14 protein-coding genes are annotated in these 16249 nt (G+C 41.7%); 6 read left to right on the forward strand and 8 right to left on the reverse strand.

Annotated elements, in window-relative coordinates:
• Positions 1-109: 109 nt before the first annotated feature.
• From J4N22_RS17155 to J4N22_RS17170, 4 genes are all read right to left on the reverse strand, one after another.
• A complete protein-coding gene (locus tag J4N22_RS17155) occupies positions 110-682 on the reverse strand; it encodes a 1-acyl-sn-glycerol-3-phosphate acyltransferase (RefSeq protein ID WP_207496695.1) in 573 nt (190 codons plus the stop codon).
• A gap of 65 nt (positions 683-747) precedes the next feature.
• Positions 748-1719 (reverse strand): phosphate acyltransferase PlsX, encoded by a 972-nt coding sequence (gene plsX, locus J4N22_RS17160; protein ID WP_207496696.1) that lies wholly within the window; start codon positions 1717-1719, stop codon positions 748-750.
• 137 nt (positions 1720-1856) lie between these two features.
• A complete protein-coding gene (rpmF, locus tag J4N22_RS17165; protein ID WP_207496697.1) occupies positions 1857-2051 on the reverse strand; it encodes a 50S ribosomal protein L32 in 195 nt (64 codons plus the stop codon).
• Positions 2052-2077: 26 nt separating this feature from the next.
• A complete protein-coding gene (locus J4N22_RS17170) occupies positions 2078-2620 on the reverse strand; it encodes a YceD family protein (protein WP_207496698.1) in 543 nt (180 codons plus the stop codon).
• 298 nt (positions 2621-2918) lie between these two features.
• On the opposite strand from J4N22_RS17170, the gene J4N22_RS17175 reads away from it, so the two are divergent.
• The 3 genes from J4N22_RS17175 (at position 2919) to J4N22_RS17185 (ending at position 7541) form a co-directional block, all read left to right on the forward strand.
• Entirely contained in the window at positions 2919-4010 is a 1092-nt protein-coding gene (locus J4N22_RS17175; RefSeq protein WP_207496699.1) for a DUF3810 domain-containing protein, read from the forward strand.
• An 89-nt stretch (positions 4011-4099) separates the two neighbouring features.
• Positions 4100-6658, forward strand: coding sequence for a BamA/TamA family outer membrane protein (locus J4N22_RS17180; RefSeq protein WP_207496700.1), 2559 nt, complete (start codon positions 4100-4102; stop codon positions 6656-6658).
• Positions 6659-6872: 214 nt separating this feature from the next.
• Positions 6873-7541 (forward strand): hypothetical protein, encoded by a 669-nt coding sequence (locus J4N22_RS17185; RefSeq protein ID WP_207496701.1) that lies wholly within the window; start codon positions 6873-6875, stop codon positions 7539-7541.
• Between the two features lie 75 nt (positions 7542-7616).
• Here J4N22_RS17185 and J4N22_RS17190 read toward each other — a convergent pair whose 3' ends face one another.
• From J4N22_RS17190 to J4N22_RS17200, 3 genes are all read right to left on the reverse strand, one after another.
• The gene (locus tag J4N22_RS17190; RefSeq protein WP_207496702.1) at positions 7617-7802 is read right to left on the reverse strand and encodes a hypothetical protein; all 186 of its coding nucleotides are present in this window, start codon (positions 7800-7802) and stop codon (positions 7617-7619) included.
• Positions 7803-7994: 192 nt separating this feature from the next.
• The gene (locus J4N22_RS17195) at positions 7995-10433 is read right to left on the reverse strand and encodes an outer membrane beta-barrel family protein (RefSeq protein WP_207496703.1); all 2439 of its coding nucleotides are present in this window, start codon (positions 10431-10433) and stop codon (positions 7995-7997) included.
• A gap of 156 nt (positions 10434-10589) precedes the next feature.
• Positions 10590-11222: a response regulator gene (locus tag J4N22_RS17200; protein ID WP_207496704.1), complete on the reverse strand. Its 633-nt coding sequence runs from the start codon at positions 11220-11222 to the stop codon at positions 10590-10592.
• A 217-nt stretch (positions 11223-11439) separates the two neighbouring features.
• On the opposite strand from J4N22_RS17200, the gene J4N22_RS17205 reads away from it, so the two are divergent.
• Both J4N22_RS17205 and J4N22_RS17210 read left to right on the forward strand, forming a co-directional pair.
• Entirely contained in the window at positions 11440-11868 is a 429-nt protein-coding gene (locus tag J4N22_RS17205) for a YgaP family membrane protein (protein ID WP_207496705.1), read from the forward strand.
• Positions 11869-12003: 135 nt separating this feature from the next.
• The gene (locus J4N22_RS17210; RefSeq protein ID WP_207496706.1) at positions 12004-12456 is read left to right on the forward strand and encodes a YqaE/Pmp3 family membrane protein; all 453 of its coding nucleotides are present in this window, start codon (positions 12004-12006) and stop codon (positions 12454-12456) included.
• Between the two features lie 69 nt (positions 12457-12525).
• On the opposite strand, the gene J4N22_RS17215 is transcribed toward J4N22_RS17210, so the two are convergent.
• Complete coding sequence (locus J4N22_RS17215; protein WP_207496707.1) at positions 12526-12678, reverse strand: hypothetical protein; 153 nt, start codon at positions 12676-12678, stop codon at positions 12526-12528.
• 121 nt (positions 12679-12799) lie between these two features.
• Here J4N22_RS17215 and J4N22_RS17220 point away from each other — a divergent pair, with 121 nt between their 5' ends.
• Positions 12800-16165 carry a 4-alpha-glucanotransferase gene (locus J4N22_RS17220; protein ID WP_242692269.1) on the forward strand — a complete coding sequence of 1122 codons (3366 nt, stop codon included), beginning with the start codon at positions 12800-12802 and terminating at the stop codon, positions 16163-16165.
• The last annotated feature ends 84 nt before the right edge of the window (positions 16166-16249 follow it).

Raw genomic sequence — 16249 nt, forward strand, 5'->3', positions numbered from 1 at the left:
TAATCCTTCCCGCGTAGGTAGTAAAAGAAAAACATCTGGATGCTGATTTCAAAAGGAGGTGCTGTAGCTGCTGAGAAAAAATTTCTACAGTTTTAGAAGCAGATATTAGCTATGCGAAATCTTTATCTACTGAAAAATTTTCCGGGAACTTCCCTTTGAAACCTTTGTAGAACTGCATGATTTTGCGCATATCTTCCTCGTAATTGCTGGGATAGATAATGTCACCAACGCCTGTCATCTTTTTACTGTAGTCGATATAGCCTAATACAATAGGAACATTAGCCTGCAAGGCAATATGGTAGAAGCCGGTTTTCCATTTTTCTACTTTAGACCTGGTTCCTTCTGGGGTAATGATGATAACAAGCTCTTTGTTGTTATTGAACAATTCTACCATCACTTCTATGAAGCTGCGGCGAGCCTCGCCTGCATGGCGAGGACGACGATCTATGGCTATACCACCTAATGGTTTTGTGATCAGGCTAAAGGGGAAGCGCATCCACTCTATCTTAATAGTGAAGCGGCTGTTGATACGTAGAATGGAAAGAAACGCCATTGCATAAAAGAAGTCCCAGTTACTGGTATGTGGTGGAGCAAGCACAATACATTTTTTCAGGTCCCCCGGAAGTTGGTGCTGAACCTTCCAGCCGGTGATCTTTAATATGAACTGGTATATATGGCGCAAATTGTAGCTTTTGGTTTGGAGTAAATATGTCGCCTCTGTAGGTCTTGGTGGAAATGCTGGAGGAGTTAACTTGACAACTCATCAACTGTGGAAGTTTCTTTAAAGCTCTCTACCATTTCACGGCAAATATTGGAGGCAACCATCTTTTCTGCAAGCGCGATCATGTTTGAGAAAGCTGTTCCGTTACTTATTCCATGACCAATGATCACAGGTTTATTTACACCAAGTACTGGCGTTCCGCCATAGTTTTCGTAGTGGAAGCGGCTCATGTAACTATCCTGGTGCAGGTTGCGGCTTTTGGCAATGTCATAAAGGCTTTCCGCCATCTTAAGTAAGATGTTGCCTGTGAACCCTTCACAAACTATTACATCAGCCTTATCCATCAGTACGTCCCTGCCTTCAACGTTTCCAATAAAATTGATGCGGGAATTTTCTTTCAGTAGGGGATAAGTTGCCTGCGCAAGCAGGTTGCCTTTACCTTCTTCTTCTCCTACATTCAATAAACCAACTTTTGGATCTGTGATGCCCAGGATCTCCTTTGCATACAGGCTTCCAAGAATAGCAAACTGGTTCAGGTTTTCAGGCTTGCAATCAGCATTCAGGCCAACATCAAGCAATAAGCCAGTGCCGCCATTCAACTTAGGTACTACAGTAGAAATGGTTGGCCGTAGCACACCTTCAATGGCTTTTATGCTGTACATAGCGCCAACCAACATAGCGCCGGTATTTCCGGCACTTATGAATGCATCTATTTTGCCTGTGGCAAGCATGTAAAAGCCAACAGCAATTGAAGATTGTTGTTTCTCTTTTAGCGCCTTTGTCGGGTGTTCATGCATTTCTATAACCTGTGGAGCATGAACTGTAACCACCTTCGTCTCATCTATCGCATGAAGCGCCAACAAAGGTTTCACCTGTTCTTCATCACCTATACAAAAGAGTGTGGTGTTTTTGCTACCTGTAGAAAGGAAGTGCTGTAAACCTAGTACTGCTTCTAAGGGTGCAAAATCACCACCCATCATGTCTATTCCAATTTTCATACGCGGAAAGCTAAAGATTTTTTGTGAACAGTATTGGCTTATGCAACAGAAGCAAAAGAGATCAGGACCTTATATAAATAAAAAATTATCCATCCTTTTCAGGTATGAATAACTCTTTATAAATAGATGAGGGGGAACTACGCTTTCAGTGGTGCTTTCTCAGCTACCAACTTTCCTTTGTAGTACAGTTTTCCTTCGCTTACGTGAGCGCGATGGCGTACATGCAGTTCACCTGTAGTAGTGTCTTTACTTAAAGTAACACCCTCTGCTTTGTAATGTGTTCTTCTTTTTGCACTGCGTTGCTGCGAGTGTCTCCTTTTAGGATTAGGCATAACTCAAATTTTAATATCTAAAAACGTTATTGTAAATCTTTAAACTGGTCCAAACCTTTCCACAACGAATTGCTGGATAGTTTGGCATCTTCTTCCATTTTTTTCAGCTTTTCTAGTACCTCGGTATTGCACTGTGGGCCTCCAATTTCATCATCCTTACACATCTTTTGCATTGGTATGCTCAGGTTAATGAATTCGTAGATCCATTCAGCTACATCCAGGTGACTTTCTGTTTTGCTGATATAATATACATCCGGGTCCTCTTCGCGTTCATTCATCATCTCCGGCTCATCCACCATCTTTACCACCAGGTTGAACTCGTCCCACAATTGTATTGGCAAAGTATTGCCGCAACGATCGCATATCACTTCCACTTTCCCGTCCACATCAAACTTCAGCATCATAAAGCCATTGTTCTTCTCAAGCTTCAATTTTACCTGTGCTTTGCAGTTGGCAAAATCCTGCTCCTGATATGGCTCAAAGAACTTGTCAGTGATTTCATAGGAAAATTCATGATCCCCTGGTTTCAACCCAACAAAAGCAATCTCATATTCTCTCCTATGACTCATACTGAAAAATTAGGGGTGGCAAAGGTAGGAGAATATACTGAAAATCCAACTGTATTAAGTAAAGTTTATAGCATTTACTACTATAACTCCTGGTAGAAGAGGCTAAGGAAGTAGAAAAACGACCGCGGCGTGCAAAATAAACTGTTTGGAACGTGAGGAACAAATCATTCTGTAGCCAATCAAATTTTTAAAAATTACATATTGTAGAAAATGAGTTGGTACAACAATTACTTGACCTTCATTGTTGGTTCGTCACAAATATTCCCACAATTTACAAGCTGATGTATGGAGACTTTTTATGAAAGGAAGGATAATTACTAATAAAACTACTTTTTTAGCGGGCCTTGGCTTGTTGATACTCATCATTCTGATAAAAGTTGCCACCTTTTTCCCGGGATGGATCGAAAGCTTCTATAGTACGGGCATGTATGTATATATATCCCGCTTTTACCGGATTGTTTTTGGTTGGTTCCCGCTTAGTGTAGGCGACCTGTTGTACCTGACGGTCATGGTATATTTCGCGGTTAAACTTTACAGGTTGTTCTTGATTCTGCGGCACAAACGGTGGGACCTGCTGAAAATAAAAGTTGGATACACACGTCCCTTTTTCATATTGGCAACTGTATACATCATCTTTAATCTTTCGTGGGGGCTCAACTACAACAGGTTAGGAATTGCACACCAGCTACAATTGCAGCCACAGGAACACACCGTTCCTGATCTAAAGGCAGTAACGCAAGTACTGGTGGAAAGGCTAAATACACATCGACGTTCGTTGGGCAGGGTTATCAAACAACGTTCTTATCAAACCATTTTTGACCAGGCACATCGTTCCTACCAATTGGCAGCAGCCAAATACCCGTTTCTCAGTTATGAAACCGAGTCGGTAAAACGATCTATATATGGAAGAGCAGGGATATATCTCGGTTTCCTTGGCTACTATAATCCATTTACCGGCGAATCCCAACTGAACCTAACGCAGCCCAAATTCATGCTACCATTTGTTACTTGTCACGAAATGGCACACCAACTTGGTTATGCCAGCGAAAGTGAAGCAAATTTTGTTGGTTACCTGGTGGCGGCAAATTCTGACCAACCTATCTTCCAGTATTCTGCTTACTTCGACATGTTCAATTATGCTAACAACGAATTGTTGCGCCTGGATAGCAATCTTGCCAGGACTACTTACAGTAAGCTGGACACACTGGTAAAAAAAGATTATAAAGAACTGCGGGAGTATTATAAAAAAAGCGACAACCTGGTAGAGCCAATAATTAAGCTATTTTACGACCAATACCTAAAGGCAAACCAACAGGTAGAGGGAGTACACAGCTATAACGAAGTGGTAGGCTGGCTGATAGCGTACTACAAGAAATATGGCACTTTATAACACTCACATTTCTATTTTGAAATAGGTTCAAATTGCTTCTTCATCTACTGGCAAGGTTTTTAATTGCTTATGAGTGAATGAACTACTTAATGAAGAACCAGATCAAGTGCCTGTCAGGCATACTCATTTTTCAATTTGCCTTTTTAGTGGCAGGCGCTCAGCAAATGCCAGGAAAAATCAATTCAAAAGATACAGTAGTAATTGCAGGGCCTGAATATGGCACTTCCGGCAGGCACCAGTGGTTATGGGGCAGGAACTACCGTAAAGATTGGACGGTGCCCGTTAAGGTGCCAATCATTGACTTGAGTACAACGTATGGTGGATTGAAACCTGTAAAAGCAGGTGGAGGTAACCAAACGAAATCTCTGCAGGTAGAAACAAAAGATGGCAAGCTGTACGCTTTACGTACGGTGAACAAAACACTCGGTAAAGTATTACCTAAAGAATTCCTGGGAACTTTCATAGAGGATTTGGTAGACGATAAAGTTTCTATGTCGCACCCTTATGGTGCTGCGGCTGTACCACTTTTGGCTAAAACTGCAGGCGTATACCATACCTACCCTCAATATGTTTACCTGCCACGCCAGCCTGCCCTCGACACCTTCAACGATAAGTTTGCAGACAAACTATACTTATTTGAACAAAAGATAGACAGCGACTGGGAAGATTCTGACAACCTCGGCAACTACAAGAAATACATTAGCACCAAAAACCTGCTGGGCAAAAAGTTGGAGGATAATGATAATACTGTGGACCAGCGGGCATATCTAAGGGCACGTTTCCTGGATTTATTTATAAACGATTGGGATCGCCACGAAGATCAGTGGGAGTGGGGTGAGCGCAAAACCGATAGCCTGACTGTGTATACTGCTGTGCCCCAAGACCGCGACCAGGCATTTTTTACTTTTAATGGTGTGCTTCTGAAAACGTTGATAGGCGTTTCCGGCTTAAGCTATTTCCAGCCTTTTAAGGATGATCTGAAGAATGTAAAACGCTTCAACTACGAACAAAGAAATCTTGACCGCTTTTTTGCCAATGAACTTTCCAAAGCTGACTGGATGCAAACAGCAAAGCAAATGCAGGCAGTACTTACAGATTCTGTAATTGAAGCTGCCGTTAGGCAAATGCCACCGGAAAGCTTCGCCATTTCAGGCCAAAACATCATTCAGACCCTGAAGGCCAGGAGAGAAAAGATAGATGACTGGGCAAACGAGTATTACCTGTTTTTAGCCAGGGAAGTAGACATTGCAGGCAGCGAAAAGCATGAAAAGTTTGAAGTGAAAAGGCTGGATGAAAAACGTGTAGCGGTAAATATTTACAAGATCACTAAAGAGGGAAAGCAAAAGGAGACACCTTTGTATTCACGAGTTTTTACCACAGATGAAACCCGTGAGATACGCTTGTACGGCATCTCAGGAAATGATGTATTTGATGTTTCGGGCCAGGAGAAATTCGGATTGAAGATCCGTCTGATAGGTGGTGATGAAACAGACTCTTTCCTGGTGAGGAGCTCCAAAATTCATATTTATGATAACAGGGATAACTACATAAATGCACCTGGCGTACGAAAGCATTTATCATCGGATACATCCATCCATTCCTTTAAGTACAACAGCTTCCTGTACAGTAAACGAGGATTGGCTCCAACCATATTCTTTAGCAACGATGACCGTTTATTTGTAGGTCTCCGCTATAGCATTCTTACCAATAAATGGAGGAAAGAACCATTTGCTTCAAAACAAGCTATACAAGCCAATTATTCCATATCCCAGCGAGGGTTCAGTGGTATCTATTCAGGTTATTTTCCAAAAGCAGTTGGAAGGGCTGACATGGAATTGTACGGTATGTACGACCAAATAAGATGGACCAACTTCTTTGGCCTTGGTAACGAAACAGAGTTTGCTGTTGATGATATTGATTACTACCGTGCACGTACAGAGGAGTGGGAAGGACGTGCTGGTCTGTTGCGCCGGATGGGGCGGCATCATGTAAGGCTGAATGCAAACTTCAGAAGAGTGCGTGTAATTCAAGACCTGGATAGATTTGTAGGCAAACAAGTAGCTGATCCTAATAACGAAATGTATAAACCTAAAGCTTTTGCAGGGCCGCAATTGGGTTACTACTTCCATATTTTAAATGACTCCATTGCACCAACTAAAGGCATCCAATTATATGCGAATGCTTCTTATATGCAGAACCTGCAGGCAAGGGATAGGGCAGTAGGAGATTTTTCGGCTGATGCTATGTTTTATATTCCGCTGGTGCCAGATTTCTCATTGGCCCTCCGTGCAGGTGCTAAAACTGTAACTGGTAATCCTGAGTTTTACCAGTATGCCTCACTGGGTGGTAGCCAGGAAATGCGAGCCTTTAGACGGGGAAGGTATTGGGGTAAGACTGCCGTTTACAACAGCAATGAACTGCGATATATAAAAGATGTAAAAAGCTACGTCTACAATGGAAAGTTAGGCTTCCTGTTTTTCTATGACAACGGAAGGGTGTGGATGCCTAACGAAAAATCGAATGTATGGCACGATGGCTATGGTTTTGGCGTCTTCCTTGCGCCATTCAATAAAATCTCAGCAGATGTTACTTACGGCTTCTCCCGCGATGACAGGTTGATCCAGTTGCGCCTTGCCAGGACTTTCTAATCATCCTCAACATTTCACCTGCTTTACTTGATGGTGACAACTGTCAGCTTCATTTGTGTGAAACGGTGACAACAAGTGGTTTTGCCTTTCAGGATTATAAATTTCTTTGTACGGACCAGTTTTGGCTGGTTACTGCTGTTGAAGTATATTTAATAGTCTCACATGTAAATGTGATGTACAACCCACTTTTGTTTAACCTTAAAACAAGCTCCATATGAAGCCATTTATTACTCTCTCTGTTGTTATTGGTTTACTTGCATCCTGTGTTTCCCCTCAAGAGAAAGCCGCAAAAGCTTACGATGAAGGCGTGGCACTTGCTAAACAGGCTGAAGCCACCAAGGAAAAAGGTGATGCGCAAGCTGCATTAGCACTAAGCAAACAATCTCTCGACAAGCTGAACGAAGCTAAGCAGCATGATTCCACGCATGCAGGACTGCATACTGCAATGGCGCACAGTTATTTTGTAGCTGGACAACATGCTGAAGCAATGAGCCAATATAAAATAGCAAACGCTAAAGAAGGCGAGAAAGCAGCGAATTATCGCGAAATGGGGCTAATCAAATTAATCCAGGGCGAGTTGAGCGAAGGTCACGATCTGCTGGATAAAGCCGTTGCACTTGATCATTCTAAAGACATGATTGATGAGATCAATAAAGGTGTGGTACAAGTAGGAGAAAAGAGCTTTCAGAATGGAGAGGAAGTAAAAGCTAAAGGTGATAAGGAAACAGCTAAAAAACACTACAGCTATGCAATGAATGTTATGATGCTTGCATACTATTACGACAACAACAGGAAAGATGTAGCAGAGAAGATTGCAAAATATGCAGATGAATATGGAGATTATACTATTAAGGTTCAATATACAAAGCTGAGCCAGCAGTAAGCATATTCTTTACTTATTTACTAAAATGAAAGAAGCCCCAGGAATGGGGCTTCTTGTATAAGTGGAAAACAATGTCTAAAAATTGAATTTACTGGTGAGCGTCCAGGCGTTTATTTCTTCTGTAGTCTTGGTTTTCTTAACCTGCTTAACTACCTCCTCTTTTTTTTCTGTCGTAGAGCAGGCAACCGAGCAGCAATTGGTTTGTTTGGAAGTTAAAACCAGGATAACCAGTGGCGCAATCATCTTAAGTAAAGTTTTCATAACCAGTTGTTGATGAAGCAAAAGTAATGTGACAGTGATGTGTGTACAATCACATAAATGGGTGAAAAAGGTGAACCGGATTGTTCTGAAACTAAAAGTTCCACAGCCTCTTATAAGAGATGTGGAACTTAAATCAACACTACACCTATGATCTGGAACTGCTTTTTTGAGTGTGTTTCTTTCTAGGAGGAACTAGCCGCCGATCCTGTTTTGTTCCTCCATTGCGCTACCGGTACTTCTTTTCTTTTGTGCGAATGTTTTACCAAACCTGTAGGTGAAAGAAAGTGATGTTACCCTGTTGTCCCACTGGCTATTGATGGTTGCATCTACGGTTGAGAACTTAGTGTAACCATTGTATTTCTGAATATAGAATGGGTCGCGAACGTTAAGCGTGATCTTTCCTTTGTTCTGTAAAACTGATTTTGATGCGGCCAGGTTGAAAACTCCCATTGATCCGCTTCTGGATACTCCCTCAGCACTTCTTGTATTGTACCAGCCATTGATTTCTGCATCCCAGCCCTTTTGTAGTTTGAACTGCAGTGCTGCATAAAAATTAGCTGATATTGCTTTGTTATCTACATCTGTTTCACCTACACGTCCTTTAAAGCTGTTGTGAAAAACAATATTGTTTGATACTACTGTCAGCCATTTATTAAGCGGCTTGTTGATGTTTACAGCAAGTCCAAATTGCTTCAGCGATGCAATGTTCTTTTTTATCAATGTCACTTCTCTTGTGCCTGGCGTTGGTTCTACTACTTCAGAAATGGCATTGTCTACCTGTGTATAATGAAGTGTGGTGGTAATAGCATTTTTGTAGCTATGACTGAACTCTATATTGTGGCTAAACTGCGGCTGCAGGTATGGATTACCTTGTTGTGATGTATACTGGTCAATGATAAAGATGAACGGGTTCAGATCGCGGTACTGCGGCCTGGTAATCCTGCGGCCATAGTTCAAGTTGAAATTGTTCTTATCATTTGCGGCATAGCTGAAATACACGGTTGGAAACAATTTGCCATACTTATTGGTGAAGGTTGAGTTTCTTGTAACTGAGCGGCCACGGCCATGAGTATATTCATAACGTAAACCTGTTTGTACACTTAGCTTTTTACTAAGCGGCGTATTGAAGTTTACATAGCCTGCGTATACATTTTCCTGGTAAATAAAATGGTTGCTACGCTTTACATCCAACACCGAGTTGCCATAATAGATAGTGTCGAACCTGATGTCGTTATCGCTGTTTACATAACTCACCTTTCCGCCTACTTCCAATTTTGATTTGTTGCTAAACGGCTTGCTGAAATCGATCTTAGCAGCATATACATCGAAGCCTGTAGGTAAGTATCCAAAAATAGTATCTGCTTTGCCTAATGGAGTGTGGTTGCCATCAAAGAAGCTATTGTAAAATCTTTGTTTGTGTTTGTCATTATAACTAATATAGTCTGCATCAAACACCAGCTCAGTTCCGGCACTATCCAATTTGTGTGTAAGGTTTAAGTTACTCCTGATGTTGGTAACATTTGGTATCATGTGGGTGCGACCATAGTTCACCGTTTGCAGGTCACCTACACGATCAAATATTTCGTTCACACTTTGTGCATTGTAATCCATTTTAGTATTGAAAGCAGTTACAGATGCTGAGGCTGATGTATTTTTAGAAAAATCATAGTCGATACCAATCTTGCCATTCATTGAATTTCTTGTCTCTGGCATAAATGTTCGTTGGCGGAAGATGAAATCTATAGCATTGGTTTGCTTATTCAGGATATTTCTCGACACCGAAAACTCCTGGAAGTTACCACGATATGCATAGTTGCCTGAAGTATACAAATTGAATTTCTTGTTGCGGTAGTTCAGGTTATAGCCGCCATTTACTTTAGGATAAACACCTTGTCCATAGCTGGCATTCACACTGCCATTGATACCTACGGTTCTGCTTTTCTTTGTTTTTATATTGATGATACCTGAGTTGCCTGCTGCATCATACTTAGCAGGAGGATTGGTCATTATCTCTATCTGATCCAGTTCTGATGCCGTCATGCCTTTTAGCATATTCGCCAGGTCAGAACCACTGATGAAGCTAGGTTTTCCATCAATATATACTTGCACGCCTTGCTTGCCTTTCAGGCTGATGTTTCCTTCTCTGTCTACTGTTACGCCTGGTGCTTTTTCCAACACCTCTAATGCTGTACTTCCTGCATTGGAAGGAGCTGCCTCTACATTCACCACCATTTTATCGGCTTTCATTTCTACATATGGCTTGCGTGCAGTAACTACTACATCAGCTAGTTTTTTTGTTTGCTGCTGCAGTTCTATAGTAGGAAGCTCTACATCTTTATCAGCTACAGTAAAAGGATTACTTGATTGTTCCTGCACACCAACACCAGTCAACTTTACCAGGTATACCCCAGGTGTAACGTTAGTAAACATGAACCCGCCTTGTTTGTTGGTGATCTCGATCTTAACTACAGAATAGTCTGCAGCTTTAAGTAACGTAACAGAGATGTTCTCTATTCCTGTGCCTTTGCTTAATCCTCTACCTGATACTTTATAGCTGCCTGTCTGAGCATTTGCTATATAGCTGTTAGCGCTCATAACCAGCACCAGGAGAATTGCAATTAGCTTTTTCATTTTGTGTATTTTTTGCTTTGTAACGCAAATGTGGGCGATAGGTAACAGGCGTTCAATAGCATAACTATGTGACTTGGTATGTGCGGTAAATGATGGGTATGAAGGGCAATAAAAAAGGACCGCTGTTGCGGTCCTTTTTCAGAATGTGATAAACGGTTATACAAGTTTATCCTTGAAAGCTTTTGCTACTGCTTCACTTTTACTATTCACATGTAGCTTCTCGTATATCTTCTTTATATGACTACGCACTGTATCAATAGCTATATACATTTCAGCAGCAATCATCTTGTAACTATAGCCATCAACCAATAATTGTAACACTTGTTTTTCACGATCGCTCAGGTTGTAGTCTTCACCTTTTTCATTGTTCATGGCAGAAAACATCTTGAGCACCTGCGTAGCAATAGATGCGGTCATAGGTGCACCACCTGTTTGTGCTTCAGCAATGTATTCTAACAAACGTGCTGGCGGTGTTTTCTTTAATATATATCCATTGGCGCCATTGCTTATGGCTTCAAATACATTTTTATTATCATCAAATACAGTAAGCATTAAAATCTTCACATCTGTATTTACAGCTCGTATTTTCTTTAATCCTTCAATGCCGTTTACAATAGGCATATCTATATCCATTAAAATGACATCTGGTTGGTAAGCCTCTACTTCGGCTACTACGTTCTCGCAGTTTTTAAAAGCAGCCAGCACTTCAAATCCATCTGAACCATTTATCAGCATAGTTAACCCTTCGCGCAGTTGAGGATTGTCTTCGTACAAAACGAGCTTGATCATAAGCAATAAATATTTTAGCAAATGTAACACGCTGTCAGGTGGCAGCAAATCACATAAGTATGTTAGGAGAATGAACCAGTTATGACAGAAAAGAATTATATGCGACCATTAGGAAGCTGATCCTGTACAAACAAAACTAAAACAGCGCCGATTGGAGGATCAAGGATTAACATATCCGGCATGGTATGAAATATGAATCATCCTATGAAAAAACTTTATGGAAAACATGCTTCCTGATACAGATATCACACTTGAGCATTCTACACCTGTGGAAAAAAGTATCCAGCACAACCTGAATGAATATTACCAGCAACAAGAAGCAATAGAGCGCCGCTTACTTGAACTGGACAATGAATGGGACCTGGAGCGGGTGTTGTTTTTATTATCATCCTCTGTTACTATACCATCGCTTTTACTTTCGCTAAAGCAGAGCCAGAAGTGGCTTATTCTGCCAGCTATACTTTCAGGCGCTATGCTCAGTCATGCCATCACCAACTGGTGTCCGCCTACACCACTTCTTAAAAGAATGGGTTTTAGAAGCAGGGTAGAGATAGAAAAAGAGCGCTATGCATTAAAAGCTTTACGAGGCGATTTTCGTGATATGTTGGATGTACCAAATTCAGTTTGGAATGCGGTGAATAAGTAAGGCAGCTCCACTGCACGTCTTATGCGTTATGCCTTGTTTATTTAGATTTGCACATCATATTCAATGTAAATAATATGGCATGCTTATTATGCTGAAGATGATGATTCAACTAAACAAACAATGAAATTAACTGCTATGAAAAGAAGACTTGTCTTGTGGGTAGCCATTGGGCTGTTTGCCCTGCCTGCCAATGTATTTGCCGTTTCAGGTTCTGTAGACATTGCTGAAGCCGCTAAAGAAGTAACGCATGAGCCTGCAATTGGTTCCATTCAGCAGGCAATGAAAGATTTCAGGGAGTTATCCCGCAAAGAAAAGAAGTCTAAGATCAAGCAGATGAAAGCTGCTATCAAAGATTACAAAAAGCAAAAAGCAGCAGGTGATGCAGATGTGAACATGCTCCTGTTGGTTTTGCTTGCTATCCTGATACCACCATTAGCAGTGTACCTGCACGAAGGTGAGATCAACACCAAGTTTTGGATATCATTGTTGCTAACCATTCTTGGTTTCGCTCTTTTTGGTTCGTTTGGTGCTATTTTCTTAGGATCATTATTAGGTATCATTTATGCCTTGATCGTAGTTCTGTCTTAAGCACCATTATCATAAGAAATAAAAAGACCCGCTGAAAAAGCGGGTCTTATATGTTTAAGAAAGTTCTTTTTATAACAGGTCCATTGCTTTTGCAAAAAACGTTACAACCAATGGAAGCAATAGCCAGAAATATTCGGCTTTAAAGATCAACATCAGTATCATTCCTATGAGCGATAAAAAGAAGTAAAGCCAATATTTGCCGGTAGATTTAGTTGTTTCCATGAATAAAATTTTGGGCAAAAATAGGCCTTGCTGTTTTTCATCCAAATAAATTGTTTTGATAGTGTATTAATTACACTATTGATATGTTTAGAGTATTTTCGCCATCTAAAAACCTACTACTTTGAGTATTGATGCAAACATTCCAGGAGAAGAGAAGAATCAACCAGTAGATAATGGTGCTGCAGGTAATGAAACCGGTGCAACAAAAGGATCTGGAAAGCCTTCTGTTAAGCGCAATAATAAGGGTACAGAACCCTTACCGGCTGCAGCAGAACAAGCTAATGATACAACTTCAAACGTAGCTGAGGGTTCTTCTAACGAGGTGCCCCAGAAAAAAGAAAAAATAAAAGCCGCACCTAAAAAAGCTGCAGCTAAACCCACGCCTCCTTCTACGGAAGAAACTCCGGTTGCGAATACTGTGGCCGCTATACCTACGGCTCCTGAAGCGGTAGAAACGGTGCCGGTTGCAAAAAAAGCTGCCGTTAAATCTACCTCATCAAAAGCACCAGCAGAAGCGCCGGTACCAAAAAAAGCTGCTCCTAAAAAAGCAACTATAACGCCTGAGCCGGTAAAGGAAGAGGTGAAGCTTGCCGTGAAAAAAGCGACAAAGAAAGTAGAAGAGTCAAATGATAAAAAGCCTACTGGTAAGGCTGCTAAACCAACTGCTGAACCTGCCCGCCCTGCAGCTAAAAAGCGTTCTGCTCCAGCAGCTCCACAGGTTACTGCAGAAGCAGGTACAACTACATCACCAACAGTAAACCAGGAAAATGTTAAAGGGTTGCGCAGGATCGTATTCCAGTTGAGGTTCTATACGCATCACGGACAGTCGCTTTCAGTTTCTGGTAATCATCCACTGCTCGGTAATGGTGATCCTGAAAAAGCATTCCCATTACAATTCTTAGACAGGGACAACTGGTATGGCATCTTAGAAGTTCCCGCAGGAGAAGTGCTTGAGCAGCCTATTAGCTATAATTATTTACTTCATGAAGCTGGTAATACTACTGCTGAATGGGGTGCAGATAAATTGCTTAATCCTACCAATTATGATGTAGAAGAAGTATTATTGATAGATAGCTGGAACGACTCCTCTTTCATCGAAAATAGTTTTTATACAGAGCCTTTCAAGCAGGTTTTACTGCGTGAAAATTTTACACCTTATACCGCTGACGAGCCAGCTACGTATACACATCTTTTCAGGGTAAAAGCTCCATTGCTGAAGCAAGGGCAGGTAATGTGCCTGCTCGGTTCCGGACCACAACTGGGAGAGTGGAATGAAGCGCAACCCATACTGATGCAACGAGAAGATGGCGAAGATTACTTCCAGGTAAAGCTTGACCTCACGGGGATATCTTTTCCTATCGTGTACAAGTACGGAGTTTACGACCTGAATAATTGGCGTTTTGTACGGTATGAGGATGGCAATAACCGGATCATCTTTGATAATATATCTCCTAAAAAACTTACAGTAGTTTCAGATGGATTTGCTGTCCTTCCAAACAATGGTTTCAGAGGTGCTGGTGTAGCAATACCTGTTTTCAGCCTTCGTAGCCATAACAGCTTTGGCGTAGGTGAATTTAATGATATGAAGCTATTGGTAGACTGGGCAAAGCAGGTAGGACTGAAGCTGGTGCAAATACTTCCGGTAAACGATACAACTGCTACGCATACCAGTGCCGATAGTTATCCCTATGCTGCTATTTCAGCCTTTGCATTGCATCCGCAATATTTACATATACCTGCTGTCATAAGAAATGCAGATTCTTCTATTCTTTCTGAAGTGGAAGATCAGCGGATCTACCTGCAGCAACAGGAGAATATAGATTATGAAGGAGTGATGGCTTTGAAATGGAGACTGCTTCGCCAGATATTCCCTGCAGAAAAAGAAGAAACCTTTGGCAGCGATAATTTCAATTCCTTCTTCCAGTCAAACAAACATTGGCTGGTGCCTTACGCAGCTTTTAGTTATTTCAGGGATCAGAATGGCACAGCTGATTTTAGCACGTGGACAAGCCACAGCAGTTACAATGAACAGGAGGTAAGCCAGCTTGCTGGAGATCCTACCACCGCACCGGATGATGTTGCTATTCATTATTTTATACAATATCATCTTCACTTGCAATTGCAAGCTGCAGCAGCGTATGCACATGCAAATGGAATAATTGTAAAAGGAGACATTCCGATTGGTATCTATCGCAATAGCTGCGATGCATGGCAGCAGCCTGAACTGTACAACATGGAAATGCAGGCTGGTGCACCTCCCGATGATTTTGCTGTAAAAGGCCAGAACTGGGGTTTTCCAACATACAATTGGCAGAGGATGCAGCAGGATGGCTTCAACTGGTGGAAGCTACGCTTCGAACAGATGAGCTACTATTTTGATGCATTCAGGATTGATCATATCCTAGGCTTTTTCAGGATATGGAGTATTCCAATGCATGCTGTAGAAGGTATATTAGGACATTTTGTTCCTGCCTTACCTATACATATAAATGAATTGGTAGAAAGAGGTATTCATGTAGATAAGCAACGTTTTGTTCAGCCATACATCACTGATGAGATCCTGGACGAAATCTTCGGTAACGAACAATATTGGATCAAAGATGAGTTTCTGCAGGTAAAAGGAAATGGTGAATACCTGCTGAAGGAGCAGTACAATACGCAGCGGAAAATTGAAGACCTTTTTAATACGTATGAAAAGAACCCGCATAACCTGTTCCTGAAGTTGGGCCTATTCGATCTTATTTCAAATGTGTTGATGTTCGAGGTAGAAGGTTCAGGAGGCCAGCAGTTCCACTTCCGTATTTCTATGGAAGATACCCGTTCTTTCCAGGCGCTGGATCTGCATACACAGCAGCAGCTGCGTGAGCTTTACATCAACTACTTCTACCGCAGGCAAGACAATTTCTGGGAAAGGGAAGCCATGCAGAAGCTGCCTGAATTGAAGCGAAGCACCAACATGCTTATTTGTGGCGAGGATCTTGGAATGGTACCTGATTGTGTTCCCGGAGTAATGAAGCGCCTGAGCATTCTCAGCCTCGAAATCCAGCGGATGCCAAAGGATCCAACACGTGAATTTTTCCATCCAGGCGATGCTCCATACCTGAGTGTGGTTACACCATCTACTCACGATATGAGCACCATACGCGGCTGGTGGGAAGAGGATCGTGCACGTACCCAGCTATTCTTCAACCAGGAGATGGGGCAGTGGGGTGAAGCGCCTTACTACTGCGAGCCATGGATAAACAAAGCAATCGTGTTGCAGCATTTTTATTCACCCGCCATGTGGAGCATTTTCCAATTGCAAGATTTGTTAGGTTCAAGTGAAAAATTGAGACGTGCTAATCCTAATGATGAGCGTATAAATATCCCGGCAGATCCAAAGCACTACTGGCGCTACCGCCTGCATTTTCCACTGGAGACGCTGCTTGAAGAAGACTTGTTCAATACAGACCTTCGGAATACAATTACCGTTTGTGGTAGATCATAAATTGATTTCACATTTTCATTCATAAGCCCCTGCAAAGGGGCTTTTTTTATGGTCGGCGATGATTGAAAAAGGAACTTGTAAAAC

This window comes from Aridibaculum aurantiacum (genome assembly GCF_017355875.1).
Lineage (GTDB): Bacteria > Bacteroidota > Bacteroidia > Chitinophagales > Chitinophagaceae > Segetibacter > Segetibacter aurantiacus.

Excerpts from the sequence above, each read along its gene's own strand:
- rpmF (WP_207496697.1), bottom strand. The coding sequence starts at position 2,051 with ATGCCTAATCCTAAAAGGAGACACTCGCAGCAACGCAGTGCAAAAAGA.
- J4N22_RS17200 (WP_207496704.1), bottom strand. The coding sequence starts at position 11,222 with ATGATCAAGCTCGTTTTGTACGAAGACAATCCTCAACTGCGCGAAGGG.
- J4N22_RS17175 (WP_207496699.1), top strand. The coding sequence starts at position 2,919 with ATGAAAGGAAGGATAATTACTAATAAAACTACTTTTTTAGCGGGCCTT.
- J4N22_RS17205 (WP_207496705.1), top strand. The coding sequence starts at position 11,440 with ATGGAAAACATGCTTCCTGATACAGATATCACACTTGAGCATTCTACA.
- J4N22_RS17215 (WP_207496707.1), bottom strand. The coding sequence starts at position 12,678 with ATGGAAACAACTAAATCTACCGGCAAATATTGGCTTTACTTCTTTTTA.
- J4N22_RS17170 (WP_207496698.1), bottom strand. The coding sequence starts at position 2,620 with ATGAGTCATAGGAGAGAATATGAGATTGCTTTTGTTGGGTTGAAACCA.
- J4N22_RS17210 (WP_207496706.1), top strand. The coding sequence starts at position 12,004 with ATGAAAAGAAGACTTGTCTTGTGGGTAGCCATTGGGCTGTTTGCCCTG.
- J4N22_RS17190 (WP_207496702.1), bottom strand. The coding sequence starts at position 7,802 with ATGAAAACTTTACTTAAGATGATTGCGCCACTGGTTATCCTGGTTTTA.
- plsX (WP_207496696.1), bottom strand. The coding sequence starts at position 1,719 with ATGAAAATTGGAATAGACATGATGGGTGGTGATTTTGCACCCTTAGAA.
- J4N22_RS17195 (WP_207496703.1), bottom strand. The coding sequence starts at position 10,433 with ATGAAAAAGCTAATTGCAATTCTCCTGGTGCTGGTTATGAGCGCTAAC.
- J4N22_RS17180 (WP_207496700.1), top strand. The coding sequence starts at position 4,100 with ATGAAGAACCAGATCAAGTGCCTGTCAGGCATACTCATTTTTCAATTT.
- J4N22_RS17185 (WP_207496701.1), top strand. The coding sequence starts at position 6,873 with ATGAAGCCATTTATTACTCTCTCTGTTGTTATTGGTTTACTTGCATCC.